The sequence below is a fragment of the Peptoniphilus grossensis ph5 genome, assembly GCF_000311825.1.
GTDB lineage: Bacteria > Bacillota > Clostridia > Tissierellales > Peptoniphilaceae > Peptoniphilus_A > Peptoniphilus_A hominis.
Genome location: NZ_HE978566.1, coordinates 37,956 through 64,697, shown reverse-complemented (window position 1 = coordinate 64,697; position 26,742 = coordinate 37,956). Strand labels below are relative to the sequence as shown.

Below are 26,742 nucleotides of genomic sequence, written 5' to 3'. Positions count from 1 at the left end.
AATAAGAGGACTGATTTTTATTTTCAGTCCTCATTTTTATTTCTCTTAAATTTTATCTACTTCAAATTAAAGTGAATTTTTAATTTTTTCTGCTCTTTCAATTAGTTTATCCTTTCCTAAAAGATAAATAATATTTTGCATTTCTGGTCCGTGAACATTTCCAGATATTGCTGCCCTTACTGGCATGTAAAGTTTTTTACCCTTTACTCCAGAGTCCTTTTGAACTTCCTTCATTAGTCCCTTGGCAGTTTCCATGTCTATTTCGTCATGAGATTCTACAATCTTTATAAAAGATTCAAGTAGTCCCTTTACATGATCTTGCCCTAATTCTTCCTTAGCTGAATCTTCTGTTATTTCAATGTCGCCAAATAAGAAGTCAATGTGTTTTGGAATGTCTTCTAATTTGTCGCAGGCTTCTCTTACTGTGTCAATTAAAATCTTATACCATTCAAAGTTGCCTCTTATTTCTTCTTCAGTCAAAAGTCCAGATTTTGTCACAAAAGGAATTGAAAGTTCAGATAATTTTTCTAAGTCATAGGACTTCATATAGTGAGAGTTGACCCAGTTTAGTTTGTCTGTGTCAAAAATCCCTCCAGACTTCCCTACTCTTTCAAAGGAGAACTTTTCTATTAATTCATCCATGGACATAATTTCTTCGCCATCTTCTGGTGACCAACCAACAAGAGCAAGATAATTTACAATTCCTTCAGGTAGGTAGCCCCTATTTCTAAAGTCTTCAACTGAAACATCGCCTTGTCTCTTTGAAAGTTTTTTTCTGTCCTTGTTTAAAACTGTTGGTAGGTGAACAAATTCTGGCGCATCCCAACCAAAACATTCATACATAAAAACATGCTTTGGAGTTGATGGTAGCCATTCTTCTCCCCTTACAATGTGAGTGATGCCCATTAGGTGGTCATCCACAATTACAGCCAAGTGATAAGTTGGAAATCCGTCAGATTTCATCAAAACTTGATCGTCAATTTCGTCTGTGTTTATTGTAACTTTTCCACGAACTGCATCGTGAAAAGTTATGTCCTTGTTTTTAGGAAGTTTTAGTCTAACAACATAGTCTTCGCCAGCTGCAACTCTTTTCTTTGCCTCTTCAAGAGGAATGCCACGGCAAAGTCCATCGTACTTAGGCACCTTTCCCTTAATTCTTTGTTCTTCACGAAGATTGTCTAGTCTTTCCTTAGAACAGAAACAATAATAGGCGTAACCCTTTTCAATTAGTTCATCAACATATCTTTGATAAATTTCTAGTCTGTTTGATTGGATATAAGGACCGCAGTCGCCTACATCTGTAATCTTTCCATCTTTTACAAAGACACCTTCATCGTGAGTGATGCCTGCCCATTCAAGGGATTCAATTAGGTTTTCTATGGCACCTTCCACATATCTTGTCCTATCTGTATCTTCAATTCTCAAAACAAACTTGCCGCCATTTTTCTTGGCAAATAAATAATTGTATAGGGCAGTTCTTAGTCCACCAATGTGTAAATAACCTGTTGGTGATGGTGCAAATCTTACTTTAATATCTGACATTTTTTCTTCCTCTCTCCTTATTTTGCTGTGATTTCTATTACTTGATAGTAGGCCCAATGTTTTCTATCTATATCTTTAAATGGGTTCTTTGAATATTTATCTAAGAAAGATTTATTTATCTTTCTATCTAAAACTTTGTTAAAAATTGTGGCAGCCTCTGCCCTTGTGATCTTATCATTTGGTTTAAATTCATTTTTAGATTTACCAACCATGATGCCCTGACTTGAAAGTGTGTTAATGGCATCTCTTGCCCAGAAGTTCTCCTTTACATCCTTAAAGTCAATGGGATTATTGCCCATTGGAAGCTTCAAATAATTTGCCATCATGCTGGCAAATTGTGCCCTTGTCATGGCTTCCCTTGGTCTAAAAGTTCCATCATCATAGCCAGAAATTAAACCAGCCTTTTCAATAAAGACAATATTATCGTAAAACCAGTCGCTTTCCTTTAAATCTCTAAAGGAAGAAATATCATTGGCAGATGCCTTGTCATCTATTACCCTTTTTAGAACTGAAGCAGCTTCAGCCCTTGTGATTTTTTCGTCGGGAGCGAATTTATCCTTAGCAATACCTGACATATATGGAAGTCTAATTACTTCAATGGACTTTTGAAGTTCCTCAAAGGATTTATTTATTTCATCAGAGGACACTTCACTTTTTACAACAACATATTCAGCTGATGCAATGGCAGCGCGAATTCTTCTTTCATTTTGAATGCTTGCCTTTGCTGTTGAAAGATTTTTTGCAAAATCAACATAATCTGTCAATTTTTCAAGAGTCTTAATAATGCTGTAAAGTTCCTTTTCATCGTTGTTGTCATTAACAAGTTCAGTGGATTTCTTTGACTCAAGCTTTGCCTTGACAATGTAATCTAAGCTCGCCTCTTTTTCCTTATTTGCAGCAACAATTCTAATTAAAGAACCTTCTTTCAAATCTAAATTTTCAATTTTAAAATTGCCTTCCCCATCAGAAATAGCGTTGGCAACAACTTTTTTGTCAATGGCAAGTCTAACCATGGCATTTTTTTCAGTCTTTCCAACAATTTCACTGGAGCCATCGTAAACATCCTTTATAGAAAGAACTCCATTTTGCGTCTTAGTAGAAGACTCAAGATTTTTTTGGTCGCTCTTAGTTTCTCCTGCCTTGTCCACAAAACTTAGGACAAAGGAATTTTTAAGATTGGAACTTGAACCAACATCATTTTTAACCCTAGTGTCGATTTCAAGATTTAATTTGTCACCCTTGATGACAGAAAGGTCGTTGGCATTTATAGTGACAATATTTTGGTCCTTGCCCTTAATAGAAGTCTCTCTAATGTCGAGTTTGCCTTGAGACTCCTCTCCCTCTAAAAGCTTTGTGCCCTTAACCTCAATTGCCTTGTCAAACAAAAGAGTAACAGAGAAAGAAGAATACTTTTCCTTGTAATTATTTGGCAAATTGACAATTAAATTGTACTTCAAGGAGTCGCCACTCTTCACTTCAGAAAGAGCAGGTTGCTCCAAGACAACTTGAATATCTTCAGCTGCAAAAACATTTACAAAAAGTGTAAAAGCCATAAGTATGTATAAAAACATTTTTTTCATTAAAAACGCCCCCTTAATACTTTAATTATACTAAAGGGGCTTAAACAATTCAATAAATGTGTGTTTAAATGTCATTAGCTTAAGTTTTAAAATAAAATTTTAAAGATTTTCATAGTGAGTCCACATACTAATAATTTTTACGACCTTCTCCTCTTCATAAACTTCATAGACAAGTCTATGCTGGATGTTAATTCTTCTGGATATAAGTCCATCAAGGTCGCCCTTTAATTTTTCAAAGGATGGCGGACTTTCATAAGGATTTTTAGAAATTAGTTCAATTAAATTTTTTACTTTACTTTCTAAAGCCTTGTTTCCTTTAATTTTTTCCTTGTCCTTAAGGGCAGCTTTGGTTATTAAGATTTTATAAGTCACCACTTAAGCTCCTGGCAGTCATCAAGGCTTGCCTTTTTTCCATCAATTAATTTTTCCTTCATACCAGGAATTGACAATAAATAGACAGTTTCTACTAAGGAATTATATTCATCTTCGCTTATTACAATAGCATTTCCATTTTTTGTGCTGATATTTATTACATCGCCAAAGGAAACTGCTGAGTTTAAGTATTCAAAAATATTTTTTCTAAAATTCGTTGCATTTACATTTTCCATATAATCACCTCGTACACTTTCATGTACATTATATAAAATTTAAAATTTTTATTCAATATTTTACTTCATCATTCTAAAAATTCTTCAAAAAAAGACCTTAGCAGTAATTGCTAAAGTCTAAAAATTAAAGATTAAAAAGGTAGTATTGGTCTTAAATATCTAAGTGTAAAAATAAGTGCCAAGATATACATTACAGGGCTAACTTCTTTTCCACGACCTGTTGCTACTTTTAATATTACATAAGAAATCATACCAACTGAAATACCTTCTGCAATTGAATAGGCAAAGGGCATTGTAACCATTGTCAAAAAGGCTGGCACTGATTCTGTGTAGTCGTCTAATTTTATTTGGTTAATTGGACTGATCATAAATAGTCCTACCATTACTAGGGCAGCTGATGTTGCTTGGGCTGGCACAATAGAAAATATTGGGAAGAAAAATAGTGACAAAAGGAAGAAGAAGGCACAGGATAGTGATGTAAGTCCAGTTCTTCCTCCGTCAGCTACACCTGATGCTGACTCAACAAAAGTTGTAACTGTAGATGTTCCCAAGAGTGCTCCCACAACTGTACCAATGGCATCAGATAATAGGGCACGACCAACTCCTGGGAGGTTTCCATCTTCGTCAATTAAATCTGCCTTTGTTGCAACTCCAGTAAGAGTTCCCACTGTGTCAAATAAATCTACGAATAAAAATGTAAACATTACTGAAAACATGTCAAAGGTAAATAAATCGCCCCAGTGAAGTTTAAAGGCAACAGGAGCAAGTGATGGTGGAAGTGAAAATAACATTCCTCCTGGAAGATGTGTGACTCCTAAAATAAGTGCAAGAACAGTTCCCGTTACTATTCCATATAAAAGAGCTCCCTTGACATTTTTTGCTGTCAAAAGTGCCATGACCATAAGTGATACTATAAAAACAAAGGATGGTCTTGATGCAATTTCTCCAAGGGCAACAAGAGTTGCGTCGTTATTTACAATAATTCCTGCTGACGTAAGTCCAACTAGGGTTATAAATAAGCCTATACCAACAGATACTGCATTCTTAAGTGACATGGGTATTGAAGTGAATATCGCCTCACGAATGTTGAAAAAGCTCATGACTATAAAGATGACACCTTCTAAGAATACTGCAGTAAGTGCATAGGACCAATCGTGACCCATAGATAGGACTACTGTGTATGTGAAAAATGCATTAAGTCCCATACCTGATGAAAGTGCAAAGGGCAAGTTTGCAAATAAACCCATAAAGAGCATAGCAATAATAGATGCAACAATAGTGGCAGTGAAAACTCCACCCTTGTCCATTCCAGTTTCAGATAACATGTTTGGATTTACAACTAGAATATAGGACATGGTCATAAAAGTTGTAAGTCCTGCCAAAAATTCTGTCTTGGCATTGGTCTTTCTCTCACTTAGAGAAAAATTTCTTTCTAAAAAACTTGAATTTGTTTCCATTTTTTCCTCCTCATATAAATTCATTTTCATTCTATCACATTGAGGGGCAAATGACACAAGTATGGTGAAGTTTTGTTTTATAAATTAACAAATTAAAAAGGACTCTTGAAATCAAAAGTCCTTTGAGTCTATTAATAATTAAAAATCTTTTTTCTCCGCGATGATTCTTGAGGCGGCATAAATTATTATAATTAAAATAATTAAAGATAAGGATAAGGCTATGTTACTACTTCCTTTAATTATTCCCACGAAAAATCCTGCTGGATCTTTTCCAAACTTATCTAATATAGGAAGAAGAGCTGGTGAAGATGTAAACATTGTTCCCATGCCACTTGTTTGCCCAAAGTGAAGATAGATTGGAATACTTATAAGATAGTATGCCATTAAAAATAAGACAAAAAAGAATCCTAGCCTAAAATCAACGCCATTTATTTCAACTTCTCGCATGATATAAGAAATTAAAATTGAATCTATTATAAAAATCATAAGTATCTTTAGAAATTTTACATTTATTAGGTCAGCTCTTCTTGCACCAAGTGTCAAAAGGTAGGGCTTGCTTTTGTCCACTATCATTCCTTCGCTGGATATTATATATAGAACATAGTGAACTAGGAGGGCTGACATAAATAATAGGGCGAAGGCCTTGTCTGCAAAGAAGGAAAATTCCTCAGAGAAAAGTCCAAGAGTCTTTAAGGCAAAAATAATTGCAATAAATATGAAATAGGCGATGATAAATTTTTTTCTAATTTTAAAATCATTTAGTAAGAGTAATTTCATAGGATTCTCCTCTCCCTCAAATATTTTGTGGAAAACTTGTAGTCTAACTTAAAGGACAAGATGCAAATTATTATTGATCCTACTATAAAGGCAGGTCTGTAGTTTAATAAATTTTCGTAATAGGCTGCATAGGTCATGCCAAAAAATATTCCTAAGCCTACAATCAAAATAGTGTAAAGAAATACAACTATTCCCTTTTTATATTTTGTAAAAACAATGTGGCTGAGGCTAAGTGACATAAAGTCTAGGGCTATAAATATGCTTAGATAAAGATTTGTCATAAAATTTTTGTCTTCATCAGTGCTAATAATTATTCCCATTAATAAAACAAGTGAAGTAATTACAAAGATTATTAGGTTTTTTAATATCTTAGCGAGAGAATAGTCCTCAATAGATACTGGCATAGTCACAAACTTTTGAAAATCTTTAAAGTTATCTCCAAAAACACTTTGTGCCCTAATGATAAATATCATTGTAAGAGTCCATTGGCTAAAAAATCTGCTGAAGACTTGTCCTGTTATCAAAAAACCAATAAAAAGTATGGAAGTAATAAATATAACAATTGGTAGGGCAATATTCTTTACAAGTTTAAAGTCATTTATTAATACTGCTTTCATACTATCTCATTCTCCTTTAAAAGTTTTGATGAGAATTTATAATCCACAAAAACTGATATTATTGGTAAGACTATGGAAAGAATTATAAAAATTATTTTGTAATTCAAAAGATACTTTGTGTATTTAAGCATTGGAAGCCCAACTATTAAAACTGATATCATATAAATTATAAAAATAAAAGGTTTTTGATATCTTGAAAAAATTACGTGGAAGATGCTCATTAAGCTAAAATCAATTGCTAAAAAATAAAATATAAATCTTTTTATAATTTCCATTGTAATATTTTCTTTAAAAATTACTAAAGAAAAAAATGCTGTCGATGTTATTACATAAACAATTATATTCCTCATGATTTTTCCAAGGGTATAGTCATTAATAGAAACTGGCATTGTTAGGAACTTACACATATCACTATACTTATCACCAAATATAATTTGACCTCTCAGTGTATAAGTAACAATCGCTATGCAGTAGTTAAGAAGTCTGTTGTCTCCTCCCCTATTATTAATAAAAATTAAGAGTATTAATGCCAATCCTACTATTGATGCTAAAAAATAATACTTAAATATTTTCCACTCATTTATTAATACTGCTTTCATTGTCCACCTCTTGATAAAAATATCATTATATCCTCCACATTTACCTTATCAACAACTTCATTGGGATAAAATTCTTTAAAAACCTGGACATTTTTTATGAGAGCCTCTGTGGAATATTTATTTTTTCTTGTCTTTAGAATAAAATCTCCATATTTTTCTAAATTTTCTTCAGAAGTTTTTAAGATTCCATACTTTTCTATGAGGGCGTCCTTTTCGTCGTATAAGATTAGTCTTCCTTCGTGAATGTAAATTATATAATCGGCGATTTTTTCTATGTCAGACAAGATGTGGGATGAAAATAAAATTGTCTTGTCCCCGTCCTTGATGTAATCAAAGAGAAAACCTATAATCTCGTCACGAATAACTGGGTCAAGGCCCGAAGTTGGCTCGTCAAAAATTAATAATTCTGGCTTATGGCAAATTGCAGAAATTATCTTTAGCTTCATCAAGTTGCCTGTAGAGAGTTCCTTTAATTTTTTGTCCCTTGGCATCTTAAATTTATCTGCACAGTCATAAAATCTTTCTTCATCAAAATTTTTGTAGGCAACTTTTAAAATGTCCACAACATCTTTTATCTTAAAGGTATCGTTAAAGAAGGAGTCAGGTATCACTGCCCCAATTTTTTCAAAGGACTCCTTGTGGATCTCTTCTCCAAAAACTTTTATGTCTCCATCATACCTATAGAGGTCCAAGATGCATTTTAAGAGAGTTGTCTTGCCTGCACCATTTTCGCCAATGAGACCTATAACTGCCCCTTCTGGTATTTCTAAACTATCTATATCAAGTTCAAAGTCCTTAAATTCTTTTCTCAAATTTTTTATTTCTATTACTTTCATACTTCACCCACTTCGTCTAATGTCTTTAAAATTTCTTGCAATTCTTCTATGTCAATGCCTGCAGACTTAGCAACAGTCATTGCGTCAGTAAAATATTTTTCTATCTCTGCAAGAGCATTTTCTCTTACCACTTCTTCATTTAATTTTTTCACAAAAGACCCCTTGCCCGTCATGGAATAAATGTAGCCCTCTTGCTCCAAGTCGTTGTAGGCACGCTTTGTCGTTATGACAGAAACCTTTAGGTCGCTGGCAAGAGTCCTCATGCCTGGAAGAGCTTCGTCTGCCTTTAAGTCTCCCGAAACAATTTGAGCCTTGATTTGATTTTTTATTTGCTCGTAAATTGGAAGACCGCTATCATTTGAAATAATAATTTTCATATCACACCACCCTTAAGTGTATATACTTTATATCTACACTATAGTCCCGTCAAATAATTTTGTCAAGGCTTTTAAAAAATTTTCTCCAATAAAAAATGCCGGCAGAGAATTTCCCCTGTCGGCTTTACAATTAAATTATTTATTTTTTCTTAAATCTAACTTTCTTTTGAATTTCTCCAGCTACTAGTGGTATAAGTGATGATCCAAGAACTACTGCGATTTCTCTTGGTCCAAGATCCATGAGTCCAAAGGCGTCGTTTAAGACTGGCACATAAATTACTACTAGCATTAGCATGAAAGAAAATAGAGTCGCAAACACTAATTTTTTGTTTGTGAAAACTCCAATTTCAAAGACAGTTTTGTCAATTGATCTTGATGAGTAAGCTCTTAGAAGTTCACAAATAATTAGTGTTGAAAATGCCATTGTCCTTGCGTGGTGTAGTCCTTCCGCTTGTCCATACCACTTAAGTCCAACTAGGTATGCAAGAAGTGTTGCCACAGTTATGGCAATAGATTGAATTGCAACTGTGATTTTTATTTCTGTATCTAGAATTGGCTCGTCAGGGTCGCGAGGTGGCTCATTCATTATGTCGGCTTCTCCTCTTTCAACTCCAAGTGCTAGAGCTGGGAAAGAGTCTGTCACAAGGTTAAGCCAAAGTAGTTGAATTGGAATAAGTGGCACTGGCAAGTTCATCAAAATTGAAATTAAAACTATTAGAACTTCTCCCAAGTTACAAGAAAGAAGATAAGCCACGAATTTTTTGATGTTGGAATAGATTATTCTTCCTTCTTCAACTGCGTTTACAATTGTGGCAAAGTTGTCGTCTGTCAAAATTACTTCAGCAGTGTTTTTTGCAACATCTGTGCCTGTAATTCCCATAGCAATACCAATGTCTGCCTTTTTAATTGCAGGTGCGTCATTTACACCGTCACCAGTCATAGCTGTTATGTGACCATTTTGTTTTAGGGCTGTAACAATTTGAACTTTATTTTCTGGTGAAACTCTAGTGTAGACAGATTTTTCCTTTACGATTTCTCTAAGTTCTGCCTCAGACATTTCGTTAAGTTCTCTACCCATTATTGCTTCATCGTCATGCTCAGCAATGCCAAGGTCCTTTGCTATAGCAAGTCCTGTTTCAAGATAGTCGCCAGTAATCATAATAGGTCTAATGCCAGCTGACTTACATTCTTTTATGGCTGTCTTGGCTTCTGGTCTTGATGGGTCAATCATTCCAGTAAGTCCAACAAAGACCATGTCCTTTTCTATGGCATCTGATGTGATTTCACTTGGCATATCGCTGTGTTTTCTATAAGCATAGCCCAAACATCTTAGGGCTGATCTTGCAAATTCACTGTTCTTTTCTAAAATTTCTTTTCTTAATTTTTCGTCAAGTTCAACTTCTTTTCCATCAATTAAAACTTTTTCGCATCTGTCAAGGACAACATCAGGTGCTCCCTTGGTAAAGGATGCAATTGCATCAAAAATTTTGTCATGGAAAGTTGTCATCATCTTTCTGTCAGAGTCAAAGGGAATTTCTTCCAATCTGTCAAAATTTTTATAAAGATTATCCAGTCCATTTCCAGCTTTTTCTGCAAAAGTAAGAAGGGCTCCTTCAGTAGGGTCTCCAGTGATAGAAGCTTCGCCATCCTTTAGCTTTAATTTTGCATCATTAGTTAAGGCTGCAATTGATGATAAAACCTTTAAATTTTCATCTTCATCAATTGTTACAATTTCATCTTTTTTAGTGACATCCCCTTCTGGAGAGTAACCAGTTCCAGATACATGATAAACTTGTCCGTCAGTAAAAACTTTTACAACTGTCATTTCATTTTGTGTAAGTGTACCAGTTTTATCAGAACAAATTACTGTTGTTGTACCTAGAGTTTCCACTGCCAAAAGTTTTTTTACTATGGCATTTTTTTCTGCCATCTTGCCCATGCCAATTGAAAGTACAATAGTTACAATGGCAGGAAGTCCTTCAGGAACAGCTGCAACTGCAAGGGAAATTGCAGTCATAAACATATCTAGTGGGTCATGCTTGTAAATTAAGCCAACTCCCATTACCACTGCACAGATAACTATTACTAAAATTCCAAGAGTTTTGGAAAGTTTTGCAAGTTTTCTTTGAAGTGGAGTTTGCTCATCAGAAACTGTTGCAATAGAAGTTGCAATTTTACCAATTTCTGTCTTGTGGCCAGTTTCTATAACTACTCCCATGCCTCTTCCATAAGTTACAATAGTTGAAGAATAAGCTAAGTTTTCTCTATCGCCAATTTCCATTTTGCCATCATAAACTACATCAAAGTGTTTTTCAACTGCCACAGATTCACCAGTAAGTGAAGACTCGTCGATTTTTAAATTTGATGATTCAATTAATCTTAAATCTGCTGGGACAATATCTCCCGTTTCAAGAACAATAATATCTCCTGGCACTAATTTATTTGAGTCAACTTCTTCATGGTCGCCATCTCTTATGACCTTAGCCTTTGGAGAAGACATCTTCTGCAAGGCTGCAATGGCCTCTTCTGCCTTGCCCTCTTGATAAATTGAAAGAAAGGCATTGACAATAACAATGGCAATGATAATTCCTGCATCAAGGCCTTCTCCTACGAAGACAGATACAAGGGCTGCTGCAATTAAAATAATTATCATTGGGTCAAAAAATTGCTCCTTTAGTTTTTCGCCAAAGGATTTTTTCTTTTCTTCTGCTAGAGCATTTTCCCCATACTCTTCTAGCCTTTTTTTGGCTTCATCTTCTGTTAGTCCCCTCTCCTTTGTGGTGGAAAGATTTTTTTGGACTTCATCAGGCGACTGATTATACCAATTTTTTTCCATAATTCCTCCTTATAAATGCTAAATAAAAATATTTAATAAAAAAGAGACCGATTGTTACATCGGTCTCACATACTTAATAATAAGCTTTCCAGCCGGGCTATGCCGTAATGACGACTGAAAATTTAAAAGTTACTCCCCAAAGCCAATAAATTATATCAAATTATTTTGCCTAAAACAATCTAAGTATATATTACCCAAATAAATTTAATTAAAGTGTTTTTTAGCAAATTTTATTTATTTTTTGGCACAATTTTTTCCATGCCGCCCATATACATTTGTAGTGGCTTAGGAATTTTAACGCTGCCATCTTCTTGTAGAAGATTTTCTAAGAAGGCAATTAACATTCTTGGTGGTGCAACTACTGTGTTGTTTAGAGTGTGAGCAAGATATGTGCCATCCTTGCCACGAAGTTTGATGTTAAGTCTTCTAGCTTGTGCATCGCCAAGGTTTGAACAAGAACCAACTTCAAAATATTTATTTTGTCTTGGAGAAAAGGCCTCAACATCAAGGGACTTAACCTTTAAGTCTGCCAAGTCACCAGAACAACATTCAAGAGTTCTTACAGGAATTTCTAGTGAACGGAAGAAGTCAACTGTGTTCTTCCACAATTTTACAAACCATTCTTTAGAATCTTCTGGCTTACAAATTACAACCATTTCTTGCTTTTCAAATTGGTGAATTCTGTAAACTCCTCTTTCTTCGATGCCGTGAGCTCCAACTTCCTTTCTAAAGCAAGGAGAATAAGAAGTAAGGGCAAGAGGCATTTCTTCTTCTGGAGTTATTGTGTTGATGTATTTACCAATCATTGAGTGTTCTGATGTACCAATTAAATAAAGGTCTTCACCTTCGATTTTATACATCATATTTTCCATTTCAGCAAAACTCATTACGCCAGTAACAACATCTGATCTGATCATAAAAGGTGGAATGTGATATTCAAAGCCACGATCTATCATAAAGTCTCTTGCATAAGATAAAATTGCAGAGTGAAGCCTTGCAATATCGCCCTTTAAATAATAGAAACCTGCGCCAGAAGTATTTCTTGCTGAATCTAAATCAATTCCGTTAAAAGTTTCCATGATATCAACATGATAAGGCACTTCATAATCTGGAATTACTGGTTCGCCAAATCTTTCGATTTCAACATTTTCGCTGTCGTCCTTTCCTATTGGCACTGAGTCGTCAATCATTTGTGGAATAACTTGCATTCTCTTTTTAAGTTCTTCTGCAAGGTCTCTTTCAGCTGCTTCTAGTTCTGTGATTTCTTCATTTATTTCAGCAACTCTTTTTTTAGCTTCTTCGGCTTTGTCCTTTTCGCCCTTTTGCATAAAGCCACCAATTTCTTTTGAAGTTTGATTTTTTTCTGCACGAAGGTTGTCGCCCTTAGTCTTAGCTTCCCTAAGTTCTTCGTCGATTTTTATAACTTCATCAACTAATGGAAGTTTGTCATCTTGGAATTTCTTTTTAATATTTTCCTTTACTGCTTCTGGGTTTTCTCTTACAAATTTAATGTCTAACATAAATCCTCCCTTAAATTAAAAAAAGCCCCTCAATCCCTAAAGGGACGAGAGACCCGCGTTGCCACCCTAATTAACCAAATGGTTCACTTAAAAATACATAGACTATGAGGTGGATTCATTTTATGAGTTTACAGATTTGCACCAGCCACCTGCTCTCTAAAAAACTTTCTAAAATTACTATTCTCAATTATCGCCTTTTTTAGTTTTTTTTATTATACCATAAGGAAAAATAAGTTCAAGCTTTTTGGCTAATAAAGTAAAGTCAATTGATTGATTTGTTTCGAAAGATTATAATATGTATGAGGACATACAGATGGTCGCCCAATTTAATTATTGGGAGGTGCTTTTATGAGTGATTATGAAATTTTAAGTATAATGCTTAAGTTTTTAACACTTATAATCGCCATCCTAACACTTTGTAAAAATAAGTAGTTAGAAAAAACCACCTGTATCGTCACTACAGGTGGTTTTATAAATTATACTGCAGGGCGACCGTCGCTTGTGCCCGAATGGGTATTAACGGTGTCCTCTTTATCATTATTATACCATATCCTTTTTATTTTTAAACCCTTCGCGGGTTTTATTTTTTAGAATTGTTGCTAATTAATTGATGAGAATTTGTAAAACATGTATAATGTAAGTGAGGACATACTAAGGTGGTTAGCCTTCTATAAAGAGGGGGTGGTGCTATGAGTATATTTGAGACTCTGTCTTTAATGATTGCTTTTGGCACGCTTATAACCCTTATCATTAAAAAAGATAAGTAAGATATGAGAAAGCCACCTGTATCACTACTACAGATGGCTTAATTAAAATTTAGTCATTAAAGGGTGACCGCTTTTAACGGTGTCCTCTTTATCTATATTATACCATATCCTTTTTATTTTTAAACCCTTCTCGGGTTTTATTTTTTTAAGTATTTTATAAGGGCAAGGATTAAAACTATTATAAGGACAAAAATTGCTAATCTAAATAGCACCGAGAATGTAAGCACTAAATACATAAAACCTGCAAATTCTTTATTCATGAATTTACCTCCTTAAGCAAAAACTATTTTTTTAAGTATTTTATAAGGGCAAGGATTGCCAAAACTACCAAAACTATAAGTAAAAAAATTCCTACATAGACCCCAACAACTAAAATAAAATCCATAAGTAATCTAGGTGTAAAAGCCAAAAGTATTTCTCCTTTCATTCTTTATTCTTTATTCATGAATTTAAGCTCCTTAAGCAAAAACTATTTTTTTAAGTATTTTATAAGGGCGAGGATTGCCAAAATTATAAGTACAAAAATTCCCACATAGACCCCAAAACCTAAAATTAAAGCAATAAGTGATTTAGATGTAAAAGCCATAAGTATTCTCCTTCCTTCTTTACTACATTATAACAATAACATCTTCCTTTTACAAAATTTATTGTCCACACATAATCCACCTTTTTGTTATAATACATTTGAGGTGATGAAATGAGAGAGTTTTTACTTTCACAAGGCGTTTCAGAAGATCTACTTAAGGGAGTAGACAAATTTATAGAAAAACATGATTTAAATAAAGAATATGAATATAGAATTCCAAAAATAAAATACAAATATTATGGCAAAAAAACTTGGGAGAAGGCAATTGCTGCAATTTTATCTGGCGACAACATCCTTCTATCTGGACCAAAGGCGACAGGCAAAAATGTATTGGCAGAAAATCTTGCCTACCTCTTTAAGAGACCCCTTTGGACAGTTTCTCTTAACATTGCATCAGACCCATCAAGTTTAATTGGCTCTGATACCTTTAAGAACAACGAAGTAACTCTTAAGAAGGGTCCCGTATATGAGGCAGCAGAGCAAGGTGGCTTTGCAGTTTTTGACGAAATAAATATGGCAAAAAACGAAGCCCTTTCTGTTGTCCATTCAACTCTTGATTACAGAAGAGTCCTAGATATTTCTGGCTATGACAGACTAAATCTTCACGATGCAACGAGATTTATTGCCACAATGAACTACGGCTACATTGGCACTCGTGATCTTAACGAGGCTCTTGTCTCAAGATTTTTAGTAATCGACATGCCAACAATTGCAGAAAGTGACTTGGCAAAATTGTTTAAAGAAAATACAAATTTAAAGGATAGCGCCATAAAAATTTTCACAAAATTATTTTTAGACTTGCAAGAAAAATCTCTAAATTCAGAAATTTCTTCCAAGGCAATTGACCTTCGTGGACTTCTTTCTTCTATTGAGCTTATGAATAGGGGCCTAGGCATAAGAGATTCCCTTGAGCTTGGCATTGTGGATAAGACTTTTGACTCCTATGAGAGAGAAATTGTCAAAGATGTAATTGACACCCTCTTTGCAAGGGACACTAAGAGAGCTGATTTATTTGAGGGATGAAAATAGATTAAAAAATATTTTTTGGACTCTTTCAGATTTTTACGATTTTGATATTTTTAATTTTTCCCTAAAACCAAGGGACGCCTACGAGGCTTCAATCCTTGGCTACGGATCAAGGCACTTTGATTTTTATGTAATAGACGATTTTTTCAAAAAATATATAAATAATTTAAACAACAAAAAGGACCTGTGGGAAATTTCAAAACTCATAATGGAAAATATTTTTTCAAAAGAAATGATTTTGGAAAGACCTGGCACCCTTGATTTTAAAAAGTCCCATGGCGAAGAAATCTTAAAAAAATTAAATAGGCGAGAAATTATTTTGACGACGGAGCTTAAAATTGGCTACATCAGAAAAGAAAGAGGAAAGTATCCAAAAATTCAAAGAGTTTTAGAAGAGATGTTAGATGAAATTTATAATTTTAAGGAAAAAGACACCTTTATGTATCTCGACTTCTTAAAATATCTCTTCAAAAAATACTTTCACATTAATAAAGATCTTCCCAAGGACCTTGATGAGACCTATGAGGAGTTTAAAAAAGAAAAAAAGTCCAATTCATCTTCCAAGAAAAGTGCCCCATACAAGAGAAAAAATTTTGTAGACAAGGCCTTCCTGGAGAGGTACAACATTGAATCTGCAGAGTTCACTTTTTTTAACGACGACTATAGGGACATCAATGTAAGGGAAGATAGCTTAAAAAATAATTTTGGCGACCAAAATATTTATGAAGCCCTGGAAAAACACTACGGCATAGAAAAAGTAAAGAGATATGTGTCTGATAAAATTTCTGAGGAAATTTCCACAGGCATACACAGAGACATTAAACTTTATTTCCCCAGCGGCCAATTTAAAAATAAAAATTCCTACTTTGCCCAGGAAGAAAAAAATAATTACCAGGATAACCTAAAATTTTACCAGGACAAGAAGCTTCAAAATCAGCGAGCCATTCGTGAGCTTGCCGGCGTCATAAAAAATTCTCTCTTAAAGGAATCTGAAGATGAAATTGTAAAATCAAATTCAGGAAAAATTATTCCATCAGAAATTTGGAAGTCAAAGGAATTAAATGAAGACAGAATTTTTAGAAAAATAAATAGAAAGGACTCCAACGAAATTTTCGTGGACATCCTCCTTGACTCCTCTGCATCGCAAAATGACAGAAAAGAAATTGTAGCAACAGAATCCTACATCATAGCAGAGGCTCTAACAAGCCTAAATATAAAAACTAGAATTTTTTCCTACAATAATTTTTACAATTATCTGGTCATAAAAAAATACAGGGATTACAAGGACCCATCTTCCAAGAACAAGGACATCTTCAAGTATTCCCCAAGCGGGTCTAATAGAGATGGCCTTGCTATAAAATTTATGCGCCACTTGATTTCAAAAAATCAGGACGCAAGAAGATTTTTAATAGTTTTAACAGACGGCCTTCCCTTTGACGAAATCGACATAGGAATAGTTGGCGCCTCAAAAATTCCTGGAGAAAATTATAAAGAGGATGAGGCAGTAATGGACACATCAAAGGAAGTGCTTTTAACAAGACTAAAGGGCATTAACTCCTTTGGAGTCTTCACTGGCGAGGAATCAGAAAGCACAAACATCAAAAAAATTTACGGCAGCGACTATGCCTATATCACAGACATGGCTCGATTCCACAAAGTCGTTGGCATATTTTTAAAAACTTATGCAAATAAAATAGAGTAGGCTCTTTTTGAACCTACTCATTTTTTAATGTTTTTGTTATATTAAATCCTGCCTTCACGAGAGCCACAGAATAAATTATTCTTAAAATCAAATCGCCATTTTTTTCAGTCCCTGAGAGTAAAATTGACGCCGCTGCAAAAATAAGAATATTTAAAAGTATTATTAAAAATTTTCTCATTCTCAAAAATTTTATTTATTCATGAAGTGCTTGCAGGCTTTTTCCACCCTGTTTAAGCCTTCAACAATGTCTTCATAAGAAGATGCGTAGGAAAATCTTACAAAGCCTTCTCCTGCACTTCCAAAGACAGTGCCAGGAACAATTGCAACGCACTCTTCGTCGAGAAGATACTGGCAAAATTCTTCTGAAGAAACTCCAAGGTCCTTGATGTTAATAAAGGCATAAAAAGCACCGTCAGGAGCATTTAGGCTAAGTCCCTCAATAGAATTTACTCTTTCTACAATGTAGTCGCGTCTTCTCTTGTATTCCTTCACCATTTCTTCTGCGCCTTCTCTTCCTTCTTTTAAGGCAGTAATGCCTGCATGTTGAACAAAGGAAGTTGCACAAGAAGTGTTGTGTTGGTGGACAATATTTAAAACTCTAATAAATTCTTCTGGTGCTGCAATATAAGCAAGTCTAAAGCCAGTCATGGAATAAGTTTTTGAAAAACCATTAATAGTAATAGTTCTCTCCTTCATTCCATCAATTGAAGCCATAGAGATATGTTCCTTGTTTCCATATACAATTTGTTCATAAATTTCATCGGCAATTATAAGTAGGTCCTTTTTCTTGGCAAAGTCAGATAGTTTTTCAAGAGTTTCCTCAGAAAGCATTGAACCAATTGGGTTTGATGGAGTGATAATTACCATAGCCTTAGTTTTTTCTGTGACAAGTTTTTCTAGCTCATCAAAGTCAATTTGAAAATCATTTTCTTCTGCTAAGCTGTATCTAATAGGATTTGCCTTCATAATGTGGGCAATGTTGACATAATTTGGCCAGCATGGATTTGGAAGAAGGATCTCGTCGCCTTCTTCTAAAATTACAGAATAAGTATCGTAAATTGCCTCGCTTGCCCCTGCAGTTATTAAAATTTCTTTGGCAGAATAGTCTAAATTATTTTCATCTCTAAGTTTTTCAGCCACAGCCTCTCTTAGTGGCATAATGCCAAAGTTTGAAGTGTAAAAAACATCTCCTGCCTCAATGCTTTTTATAGTTGCATCCTTAATCACCTTTGGAGTATCAAAATCAGGTCTACCAACTTCAAAATGGTAGATTTTCTTGCCAGCTCTTTCCATTTCAATAGTTTTTTCGTTGATCTTTCTTATACCTGATGGTGCTACCTTATTAAATTTGCTACAAATAAAATCCCTCATAGCTTCCTCCCTCATGAATTAATTATTTTTTCAATTGAGCTGGCTTCCACATTGCCCCCTGTGATGATTAGAACCAGCTTGTCCCTGTCATCATATTTTATTTTGCCCTCAAGGATTGCTCCAAGACCAATAGCAGAAGATGGCTCAACAATTAATTTCTCTTTATTATACAACAAATCAAGTGCTTTTTTAATATATTTATCTTGGCAAGTTACCACATGATCAACAAGATCCCTTACAATTGGAAATACATGATCACCAGGCTTAACAGAAAGAAGTCCATCAGCAAGAGTTTCTCCTCTTTCCACATCAATTGGTCTTCCTTCCTTTAAAGAAGCAGTAAATCTTGCCACATTTTCTGGCTCAACACCAATTACCTCAGCCCATCTAGTTACACCCTTAGTGTACATGGCAATGCCAGAAATAAGTCCGCCACCACCAATGGGCACAATCATCTTCAAGTGATCCATCTTATTTAAAATTTCAACAGCTATAGTGCCTTGACCTTCAGACACATCTAAATCGTCAAAGGGATGAATAAAAGTCATGCCTTCTTTTTCAGAAATTTCTTTTGCAACTTCAAATCTTTTTTCCACTGTTGTAATTACAACTTCAGCGCCAAGATCCCTTATCATCTGCCTCTTTAATTCAGTAGAAGTATCTGACAGGACAATCTTTGCGGGAATTCCAAGCATCTTAGCACAAGTAGCAATTGCCTTGCCGTGATTGCCAGAAGAAGCAGTTACGACACCCTTTTCTAGCTCTTCAGTGGAAAGCTTTCTAACCTTATTTAGAGCTCCCCTAATTTTAAAAGAATTTGTCCTTTGCATATTTTCCATTTTGGCGTAGACAGAAGTACCTAAGGCTTCGGAAATATAGTCAAGCCTAATAAGAGGTGTGTCATAAACATAATCCCTAATTCTCTCTCTCGCCTTTATTGTGTCCTTGTATCCATTTCTATAATCCATTTATTTCTCCTTAAAAATTCACTAAATTAAATACTAATTATTAAGATTATAATATGCTAAAGTGAATTTGTAAAATATATTTGCCCCTTCTTATTAAAAAGCTATCCAAACTTTAAGTATTATTTTTTTATTTCACATCAATCCTATAAATTTTTTCAAGAAAAATTGGAACAGAATTTTCTGGCTCAATATTTTTAATTTCTCCGCCAAAATAAACTTCAACAGTTTTACCTTCAAGACCTTCTGTAGTAACTTTTCCATCTTTAGAATTATCTAAATTATCTATTGATAGAGAGATGGGCTTTGTCATTATTTCTTTAAAATAAAATCTGTCATCAATTTGAGTCGCTTCGACCATAAGTGAGTCTTCTTCTGCCTTTATGACCTTACCTGTAAAGTGAGCAACCCACTCAGGAATTTCTCTGCTTTCATCTTTTAGGTCAAGGTCCCTAAATAAAATCCACCTATTGTCAATTTGAACATTTATATAGCCCTCCTCCCAAGTTTGGTAGCCATAGCCCTTGCCAAAATTAGATTCATCGTCCTTACTAGGCATCTCTCGCCCATCAACAGTAGTTTTTATTTGACCGTCTGCTGTGCCGCATGTGACCATAGCATTTTCATAGCCTGTGTCAACATAGGTTTTGCCCTTAACCTTAACCATAGGCGGATAAGTGCTTTCAGCTTTATTTTCACTTGGACCTGTCTTATTGCAAGCAGGAAGTACAAACATTAGGCACGCCATTAAAAGTAAAAAATATTTTTTCATAGAACCCTCCTTTTTATGTAGCTTTTAAAATTTTGTAAATAAATTTTTTGCCAATAATTATATAACAAAAATTTCTGCACATTATTATATCCAAGAAAAATTTCCGCAAATTATTATATCTACAAAAATATTATATAATATTTTTCAAGTTACAAGGCAAGAAAAAATCGGCACAAAGATTACTTCATGCCGAATAATTTTTTAGATAGTGAATCCATCTTAAGGACTCCTAAAATTTTAAGTTTTTAAAATTATTTAACTTCATTTAAAAAATTTAAGGCAATTTCGTACATAAGGGCAGCTCCCCTATATAGAATATCTTCATTTAAATAAAATTTATTACTATGAAGAGGATAATTTTTCTCTCCTTCTTTGCCAATTCCAACCCAGTAAAAAGCTCCTTTTATTTTTTGAAGATAGAAGGCGAAGTCTTCAGCTGTCATAGCGGGCTTTTCTATTTCTAAAATTGAATCTTCTCCAAATAGCTCAGCTACGCTCTTCTTAACTATTTTTACTGAATCTTTCTCATTCATTACTGCTGGATATCCAAAACCATAATTATACTCACAATCACCATGATTCACTTCTGCAATTGCTTTTGCAAGATTTCCCATATCTTTAAAAATTCTCATCCTATCATCATGTGAAAAAGTTCTGCAAGTTCCATCAATTAGGGCTTCTTCTGGCATAACATTATACCTTGTCCCTGATATAAATCTTCCAACAGTTAAAACTGCAGAATTCATTGGATCAGTATTTCTGGATATTAATGTTTGCATTCCATTTACAAATTGTGAACCCATAACAATGGCATCAACACCTTCGTGAGGTTTAGCTGCGTGAGACGATGCGCCAATAAATTTTATAGTGAAATGATCAGAGTTAGCCATCATAGGACCTTCTTTTATAGCAATCTTTCCAAAAGGAAGATCTGGCCATACATGTGAGCCAAAAATTGCATCTACATCATCAAGAAGCCCTGACTCTAAGATTTTAGGTGCTCCACCAATTGGCGAAAGCTCCTCCGCTGGTTGAAATACAAGTTTTACTTTGCCTTTTATTTTGTCCTTGTTGTAATTTAAAAGCTTAGCTGCCCCAAGAAGAAAAGTCATATGGGAGTCATGCCCACAAGAATGCATTACATTTTTATTCTTAGATTTAAAATCAATGTCATTCTCTTCCTCCATTTCAAGTGCATCCATGTCAGCTCTTAATGCAACAGTTTTTCCTGCCTCATCTCCAACAATTTCAGCCACAATTCCATGACCGCCAACTTCACTTTTATATGGAATATTAAACTCGTCAAGATATTTCATTATTATCTTTGATGTTTCAACTTCATTTTGTGAAGTTTCTGCATTCATGTGGAGTTCTCTTCTTATTTTAACTAAAAGCTCTTGGTTGTTTTTTGACTCTTGTAAAATGCCACTCATATCAATTCATCCTTGGCCTTACTCCGTCTGGAATTGGTGAAATGAATTTTTCTCCACGAACCTTAATAAATTCTTCACGAGCCTTCTCGATGAGTTCAGGATTATCAAGGAAGCTCATAGCTGCCCTTGCCATTACATCAGATGCCTTTAGCATTCCCTTCATTGCAATTGAAGATTTGCCTTGAGCAACTTCTTGCCAAGAGTGTGCAGTTGTTCCTATGGCATAGCATGCTGTTATTATTTGAGCTGTTGGCACAACATTAGAACAATCACCGACATCAGATGAACCCATCATTATATCATTTGATTGTTTGTAATCTAAAATTTTGTCATACAAAATATTTTCTTTCAAATAACTTAATTCTGCATTTTTATCTTCTGAAAATCCTATTGTAGTTTCGCTTTCAATATTTTCAATTGGATAAGTTTCTCTAAACTTTTTAGCATATTCTATTTCTTCTTCTGTAAATTCTATTGGTCCCTCTTCCAAGAAGGCCTTGTAAAGTTCTTCTTCGATTACAGGGTTAGGAATTACATTGGAACAAGCCTTGTCAAAAATAATTTCTGGTTCAGTTTCAGTCATAAGACCTGCGCCCTCAACTATTTTTTCAAATCTTTCATAAAGTCTATTTACATGTTCAGTATCCTTTGACCTCAACAAATATATTCCTTCAGCATAAGGCTGAACAACATTTGGAGATGCAGAACCAGGATCTATTATTGAGTAGTGTATCCTTTCAAAGTCTTGCATGTGCTCTCTCAAAAATTGTACGCCAATGTTTACAAGTTCAAGACCATCAAGAGCAGACCTTCCTAGGTGTGGAGACCCTGCAGCATGGGCTCCCCTGCCCCTAAATTTTACATAAACTTGCTTATTAGCTAGAAGAGAACCTGTGAAGATTGCATTTCCATTAAAGGGGTGCCAAGTTATTGCAATATCTAAATCATCAAAGCAACCAGCCTTCGCCATAAAGGCCTTTCCACTTCCCCCTTCTTCTGCTGGACAGCCAAAGTAAATTACTCTAGCCTTAAGATTGTTTTCATAAATATAATCTTTTAGTTTAAGCGCTGCACCAATAGATGCTGTCCCCAAGAGGTGGTGACCACAACCATGACCACATGCACCCTCAATCATTTCCTTTCTCTCAGCTAAGTCTTCAACTTGAGAAAGTCCAGATAGGGCGTCAAATTCACCTAAAAATCCAATTGTAGATCCCTTAGAATCTCCGTATTCTGCACTAAAGGCAGTTGGCAAATCTGCCAAGTTGTCATTTATTTTAAAACCATGCTTTTTTAAAATTTCTTTTTGGGCTTCAACGGATTTATATTCCTTCCACTTAATTTCCGCATATCCCCAAATATTTTTAGCAAGTTCCATAAGTTCATCGTTATATTTGTCCATATTACTCTCCTTAAAAAATCATTTTCCAATATCTCAATCTTTTAAAAGTAACTTAGATGAAATAATTGTTGCAATTATTCCAATTACTGTAAGTCCACTTGTCAAAATAAAAGCAGTACCTGGACCCTTTGCCAAAATAATATTTAAAATTAACGGCATAATGGCAAAGGTTACAGCAGATATTATTGAGAAGGAAATTGAATAATTTCCTAGTGCTGTACTTTCTGAATCTGGATCGCAAATCTTTAATAGCAAAAGACCAGTTAAAAATACTCCAGTAGACATACCAAGAGTTGCTATCATGTGTTCAAACCAGTCTACTTTTAGGTATCTCTTGCATAGGAATAAAAGAATTCCTACAGTTCCAATATACCCCAATATAACCATTACCATAATAGGCACAAAATAAGTAAATACCGTTTTTAGAGGAAGTGATGCAACAGCACCAATAACTGCAAATTCAGTTAGAGATCCTGTTATTTTCCCTTTTACATTTGAGTCAATTAAGAAGTCTAGATTTAGCTTTTTAATAACTGCCCAAATAACAAACATTACTAAGATACCATAAGCCCAAACTGATATTGATTTAAGTCCTGGAATATTGTATTTCTTAGAAACTGCTAAAATCCCATAGGCAATAAGACATCCTAAAAATATTACTGCTGCGTGAAATGTAACTGTATCCATAGATGCAGACTTTGTTGTTTCTCTACCAAGAGAAGCTTGTTTAGTAACATCCTTTTCATAACCGATTTTAACATCTTTCGGAATGTCTCCAGGTTCTTTAAGTATAGCTGTTTCGCCCTTTCTTGCAGCCCAGTTAATCAATACCATACCAATTAAGATACCACCAACTAGACCAAAAGTAGCCATTGTAACCGCAACACCTTGTGCAGTTTCCCAATAAGGAATATTAAGTTCACTAAGCATATTTCCGAGAATACCTGCAGTACCGTGACCACCAGTATAACCAATACAAAGTTCCCATCCAAAAGTATCATATAAATCTTGACCCATTGATCTAAATAGCTCGTTAGTACCAAAACCAATAGCATTTTGAAGATAATAAGCTGCAAACATTATAAAAAATAGTGGAACTGCTGGCTTAAACTTCTTCATTCCATTTTTTCCACCTAAATCAAGACCAAGTGGTGTAGCTGTAACAACTGGTACGATTAAAATACCTGGTATAAGTGACCAGATTTTAATCCATTCTTCTGGAATTGGAAGAATACCAAAACCTATTGGTCCAAGTAATAAAAGGATAAATCCTCCAATTACGCTGGCTGGTATAAAAGTTTCTTGAAAAGCTTTAATTTTCGCCCTCAAGAAAAATCCTATTAATAAAAATAGTGCTAGAAAGCAAACACTCTGAAATAAAGTAGTTAACATTGCGCCTGTCATATAATCATCTCTCTTTCTTTTTTATTTCATAAATCTCTCTTTAATAATAACCCAATTTTAATTCTCTTGAAATCATCTCTAACATCTTAACTCCAACAACTGAATTTCCTGAGCTGTCTAATCCTGGGCAGAAGGTGCATAGACCAATATCTTTATTAGTAGCTGCCATTATGCCTCCGCCAACTCCACTTTTTGCTGGAATACCAATATTAATTGCAAAATCTCCTGAATAGTCATAAGTTCCACAAATTGACATAAGTGTCCTTAAAATTCTCGCATGGTCTTCCTCCATTACTCTTTTACCATCAAGTCCTATTCCATTTCTAGAAATAATAGATGCTAAAACAGCTAAGTCTCTTGTGTTCACCATGAGGCAACATGCTAAGTTGTAAATATAAAGGACGTCTTCTATTTTTGTTTCTTTATCAATACTACCATGCTTCTTTAATATATAAGTGAGAGCTAAATTATTATCTCCACCATTGCCTGCTATTTTAAATAGCTCTCTAGCATAATCAATATCTTCATTTCCTGTTAAAATTTTTGCCTTTTCAAAGAGAACATCTATAGATTTTTCTTTAAATTTTTTGAAAATTAAATAAGAAGACATTATTGCCCCTGAATTTATAAAAGGATTTACTGGCTTTCCATTTTCCATTTCCAGGTCTAAAATTGAATCATAGGGTTTTGAAGAACCCTTAAAGCCAATATATTTTTTTATTTCTTCGATTTCATAATTTTCAAGGACAATTTCGAAAAGTATTACTTTTACAATGGACATTATTGCAAATTTTTCTCGAGATTTTCCTGCTTCATAAACTCTTCCGTCTTTGTCAATAAGGCACACTCCCATAGCAGTCTTATCTGCGTCTTTTAATATTGGAATGTAGTCCACCAATTTTCCTTCATCAACGAAATTTTTTCCATATTCTATTACTGAATTTAAAAAATTATCCATAATTATTTTTCCTTCTTTTCTAATTTAACAATACCTGACTTAAAAAAAGCGTATGAAATTAAAAGCGTTACAACTAACATAATTAACATTGCATATCCTTCTTTTCCTGCTATTGGCATTACTAAAAAGTTAAAGGCATAAACTATTGCTAATGCAACAATTGCTATAAGTGGTTTTTTTGGAGCCTTGTATTTTGCACCTGCACTAGTTGAAACAAAAGCAGAAATTCCCATAGATCCGTAAAGTGCTGGTAGGATATACATCGTCGCTGTTGCAACTGATTCTGTTTGAAGGATTGGCTTAAGTGGTGTAAGTAAAACTACTCCAATAACTATAGTAATCATAGAAACCATTCCTGAAACTGTTACTGCTATCATTCCCATAACATCGGCTTCTTCTGTACCAGGAGTTGCGTCAACTGTTGCTATTGCTGATAAGTAGCAAGGAAATTTAATATTCATTACATTTCCTAAAATTGAATTTAGATAACATGTTGTTCCACCAATAGGAATCATTGTAAGTTGTTCTGCAAGTGCTGTTGGCACGAAAAGTGCAAGTAAAGGTCCTGCAACTGATCCAATTAAAGACCATTCAGGCCACATTCCATAAATCGTACACATAATAGCTGGTATGCCAAGCATTAGTGCCATGGCAAGTAGCGTTGCGATAATACCATACCTATAAGTATTCTTCATATAATTTGACATTTGCATAATTAACCTCCTATTCCCATGTTAGTAAATATGACTGATGCTGCCATTGCGCCTATAAGTGCAAAGGACATAGTAAAATCATTTAACCAAGTTACCTTGTACTTAGTTGCAATTTTTTGACAAATTAAAGTTATTGCCATGCTGACAAGAATTGTCAACAAGTGGATAGTTGACTTAACAGATTGTACAGGAACAAATACTGACATCATTCCTATTACAAGAACAGATAGAGCTAAGTCAACAAAAGGAGTGTCCTTTTCTCCTGCCTTTAGTACGCCCGTATGTACCCTCTTAAGTGCAAAGATATTGAATACCATTCCTGCCATAATAGAAATACTCATGACAAACATTATTGCTCCAATAACAGTTGGTGTTCCATTTGCCAAGAAGTCTTCAAAGCCTGTGAATCCTGCTCCCTTAACAGAAAGGTCGGCTGCCATTAGTTCATAAGGTAAAGAACCTACTACTGAAAGTCTAAACCATGGCCAAGGCACTCCAAGGATTGGTGCAAGTGTAATAAGTCCAATAATAACAGAAACTGATGGTACTATTGAAAAGACTACAGAAGCCCTTATTACTGACTTGATCTTGTCATCTGAAATGTCTAGTTCTCTTGCTCTCTTAATTGCTCTTCTGCAAAAAAAGATACACATAACAAAAATAATTGCTAGTGATACGCCTACTAATAAATAAAGTGGTTTTGAATTTAAAATACTTAATAAATCCATAAAATCATCTCCTCTTTTTTTATTTACCTACTTATGTAAGGAGCAATTTACAAAATAGATATATAAATATTATATCTAATTTCGAGCATAAATAAAGTAATATTTTATCAAAATGAACTAGTAGAGCACTATTTTGATTAATTGTACTAATTTTGTTTTTTATGGC

General features: G+C 34.4%; 28 protein-coding genes and 1 other annotated feature. Of the genes, 4 read left to right on the top strand and 24 right to left on the bottom strand.

Annotation, left to right across the window (positions count from 1 at the left end; genetic code table 11):
* Positions 1–66 precede the first annotated feature (66 nt).
* The 12 genes from gltX to serS all read right to left on the bottom strand — a co-directional run bounded on the left by gltX (position 67) and on the right by serS (position 12,749).
* Positions 67–1,542, bottom strand: a complete 1,476-nt coding sequence (gene gltX / locus HGPG_RS00290) for a glutamate--tRNA ligase (protein WP_019124079.1) — start codon at positions 1,540–1,542, stop codon at positions 67–69.
* 17 nt (positions 1,543–1,559) lie between these two features.
* A complete protein-coding gene (locus HGPG_RS00285) occupies positions 1,560–3,122 on the bottom strand; it encodes an S-layer homology domain-containing protein (RefSeq protein ID WP_019124078.1) in 1,563 nt (520 codons plus the stop codon).
* 99 nt (positions 3,123–3,221) lie between these two features.
* Entirely contained in the window at positions 3,222–3,494 is a 273-nt protein-coding gene (locus HGPG_RS00280) for a Txe/YoeB family addiction module toxin (RefSeq protein ID WP_019124077.1), read from the bottom strand.
* On the bottom strand, positions 3,491–3,730 hold the full coding sequence (locus HGPG_RS00275) for a type II toxin-antitoxin system Phd/YefM family antitoxin (protein WP_019124076.1): 240 nt from the start codon (positions 3,728–3,730) through the stop codon (positions 3,491–3,493). The genes HGPG_RS00280 and HGPG_RS00275 overlap by 4 nt, the downstream gene beginning before the upstream one ends.
* Positions 3,731–3,861: 131 nt before the next feature.
* Complete coding sequence (locus tag HGPG_RS00270) at positions 3,862–5,187, bottom strand: NCS2 family permease (protein ID WP_019124075.1); 1,326 nt, start codon at positions 5,185–5,187, stop codon at positions 3,862–3,864.
* Positions 5,188–5,325: 138 nt separating this feature from the next.
* Positions 5,326–5,964, bottom strand: a complete 639-nt coding sequence (locus tag HGPG_RS00265; protein WP_019124074.1) for an ABC-2 transporter permease — start codon at positions 5,962–5,964, stop codon at positions 5,326–5,328.
* Complete coding sequence (locus HGPG_RS00260; protein ID WP_019124073.1) at positions 5,961–6,581, bottom strand: ABC-2 transporter permease; 621 nt, start codon at positions 6,579–6,581, stop codon at positions 5,961–5,963. The genes HGPG_RS00265 and HGPG_RS00260 overlap by 4 nt, the downstream gene beginning before the upstream one ends.
* Positions 6,578–7,180 (bottom strand): hypothetical protein, encoded by a 603-nt coding sequence (locus HGPG_RS00255; RefSeq protein WP_019124072.1) that lies wholly within the window; start codon positions 7,178–7,180, stop codon positions 6,578–6,580. The genes HGPG_RS00260 and HGPG_RS00255 overlap by 4 nt, the downstream gene beginning before the upstream one ends.
* Positions 7,177–8,016, bottom strand: coding sequence for an ABC transporter ATP-binding protein (locus HGPG_RS00250; RefSeq protein ID WP_019124071.1), 840 nt, complete (start codon positions 8,014–8,016; stop codon positions 7,177–7,179). Before HGPG_RS00250 ends, HGPG_RS00255 begins: the two co-directional genes overlap by 4 nt.
* A complete protein-coding gene (locus tag HGPG_RS00245; protein ID WP_019124070.1) occupies positions 8,013–8,393 on the bottom strand; it encodes a GntR family transcriptional regulator in 381 nt (126 codons plus the stop codon). The genes HGPG_RS00250 and HGPG_RS00245 overlap by 4 nt, the downstream gene beginning before the upstream one ends.
* Before the next feature lie 139 nt (positions 8,394–8,532).
* On the bottom strand, positions 8,533–11,229 hold the full coding sequence (locus HGPG_RS00240; protein WP_019124069.1) for a cation-translocating P-type ATPase: 2,697 nt from the start codon (positions 11,227–11,229) through the stop codon (positions 8,533–8,535).
* Between the two features lie 230 nt (positions 11,230–11,459).
* Complete coding sequence (gene serS / locus HGPG_RS00235; protein ID WP_019124068.1) at positions 11,460–12,749, bottom strand: serine--tRNA ligase; 1,290 nt, start codon at positions 12,747–12,749, stop codon at positions 11,460–11,462.
* A gap of 37 nt (positions 12,750–12,786) precedes the next feature.
* Positions 12,787–12,949 (bottom strand) — a binding site (T-box leader).
* Positions 12,950–13,097: 148 nt separating this feature from the next.
* On the opposite strand from serS, the gene HGPG_RS10655 reads away from it, so the two are divergent.
* Together HGPG_RS10655 and HGPG_RS10650 are read left to right on the top strand one after the other, a co-directional pair.
* The gene (locus HGPG_RS10655; protein ID WP_353934073.1) at positions 13,098–13,181 is read left to right on the top strand and encodes a putative holin-like toxin; all 84 of its coding nucleotides are present in this window, start codon (positions 13,098–13,100) and stop codon (positions 13,179–13,181) included.
* Positions 13,182–13,438: 257 nt separating this feature from the next.
* Complete coding sequence (locus HGPG_RS10650; RefSeq protein WP_147629743.1) at positions 13,439–13,516, top strand: putative holin-like toxin; 78 nt, start codon at positions 13,439–13,441, stop codon at positions 13,514–13,516.
* A 137-nt stretch (positions 13,517–13,653) separates the two neighbouring features.
* Here the strand turns inward: HGPG_RS10650 and HGPG_RS10560 are convergent, their stop codons facing one another.
* Positions 13,654–13,776, bottom strand: coding sequence for a hypothetical protein (locus HGPG_RS10560; RefSeq protein ID WP_019124067.1), 123 nt, complete (start codon positions 13,774–13,776; stop codon positions 13,654–13,656).
* A 23-nt stretch (positions 13,777–13,799) separates the two neighbouring features.
* On the bottom strand, positions 13,800–13,943 hold the full coding sequence (locus tag HGPG_RS10390) for a hypothetical protein (RefSeq protein WP_019124066.1): 144 nt from the start codon (positions 13,941–13,943) through the stop codon (positions 13,800–13,802).
* Between the two features lie 270 nt (positions 13,944–14,213).
* On the opposite strand from HGPG_RS10390, the gene HGPG_RS00230 reads away from it, so the two are divergent.
* Positions 14,214–15,125, top strand: a complete 912-nt coding sequence (locus tag HGPG_RS00230; RefSeq protein ID WP_019124064.1) for an AAA family ATPase — start codon at positions 14,214–14,216, stop codon at positions 15,123–15,125.
* Positions 15,115–16,830: a vWA domain-containing protein gene (locus HGPG_RS00225; protein WP_019124063.1), complete on the top strand. Its 1,716-nt coding sequence runs from the start codon at positions 15,115–15,117 to the stop codon at positions 16,828–16,830. Before HGPG_RS00230 ends, HGPG_RS00225 begins: the two co-directional genes overlap by 11 nt.
* A gap of 13 nt (positions 16,831–16,843) precedes the next feature.
* Here HGPG_RS00225 and HGPG_RS10385 read toward each other — a convergent pair whose 3' ends face one another.
* The 10 genes from HGPG_RS10385 to HGPG_RS00180 form a co-directional block, all read right to left on the bottom strand.
* The gene (locus HGPG_RS10385; protein ID WP_019124062.1) at positions 16,844–17,008 is read right to left on the bottom strand and encodes a hypothetical protein; all 165 of its coding nucleotides are present in this window, start codon (positions 17,006–17,008) and stop codon (positions 16,844–16,846) included.
* 11 nt (positions 17,009–17,019) lie between these two features.
* A complete protein-coding gene (locus HGPG_RS00220) occupies positions 17,020–18,201 on the bottom strand; it encodes a pyridoxal phosphate-dependent aminotransferase (protein WP_019124061.1) in 1,182 nt (393 codons plus the stop codon).
* 11 nt (positions 18,202–18,212) lie between these two features.
* Entirely contained in the window at positions 18,213–19,169 is a 957-nt protein-coding gene (locus HGPG_RS00215) for a threonine ammonia-lyase (protein WP_019124060.1), read from the bottom strand.
* Between the two features lie 127 nt (positions 19,170–19,296).
* Positions 19,297–19,938, bottom strand: a complete 642-nt coding sequence (locus tag HGPG_RS00210; RefSeq protein ID WP_019124059.1) for a hypothetical protein — start codon at positions 19,936–19,938, stop codon at positions 19,297–19,299.
* Positions 19,939–20,189: 251 nt separating this feature from the next.
* Positions 20,190–21,371 (bottom strand): M20 metallopeptidase family protein, encoded by a 1,182-nt coding sequence (locus HGPG_RS00205; protein ID WP_019124058.1) that lies wholly within the window; start codon positions 21,369–21,371, stop codon positions 20,190–20,192.
* Between the two features lies 1 nt (position 21,372).
* Entirely contained in the window at positions 21,373–22,773 is a 1,401-nt protein-coding gene (locus tag HGPG_RS00200) for an amidohydrolase (protein WP_019124057.1), read from the bottom strand.
* Between the two features lie 33 nt (positions 22,774–22,806).
* Positions 22,807–24,165, bottom strand: a complete 1,359-nt coding sequence (locus HGPG_RS00195) for a sodium/glutamate symporter (RefSeq protein ID WP_261794306.1) — start codon at positions 24,163–24,165, stop codon at positions 22,807–22,809.
* Positions 24,166–24,217: 52 nt separating this feature from the next.
* Complete coding sequence (gene glsA, locus HGPG_RS00190; RefSeq protein WP_019124055.1) at positions 24,218–25,135, bottom strand: glutaminase A; 918 nt, start codon at positions 25,133–25,135, stop codon at positions 24,218–24,220.
* A 2-nt stretch (positions 25,136–25,137) separates the two neighbouring features.
* Complete coding sequence (locus HGPG_RS00185) at positions 25,138–25,848, bottom strand: hypothetical protein (RefSeq protein ID WP_019124054.1); 711 nt, start codon at positions 25,846–25,848, stop codon at positions 25,138–25,140.
* 2 nt (positions 25,849–25,850) lie between these two features.
* The gene (locus HGPG_RS00180) at positions 25,851–26,576 is read right to left on the bottom strand and encodes a DUF5058 family protein (RefSeq protein WP_019124053.1); all 726 of its coding nucleotides are present in this window, start codon (positions 26,574–26,576) and stop codon (positions 25,851–25,853) included.
* Between the last annotated feature and the right edge of the window lie 166 nt (positions 26,577–26,742).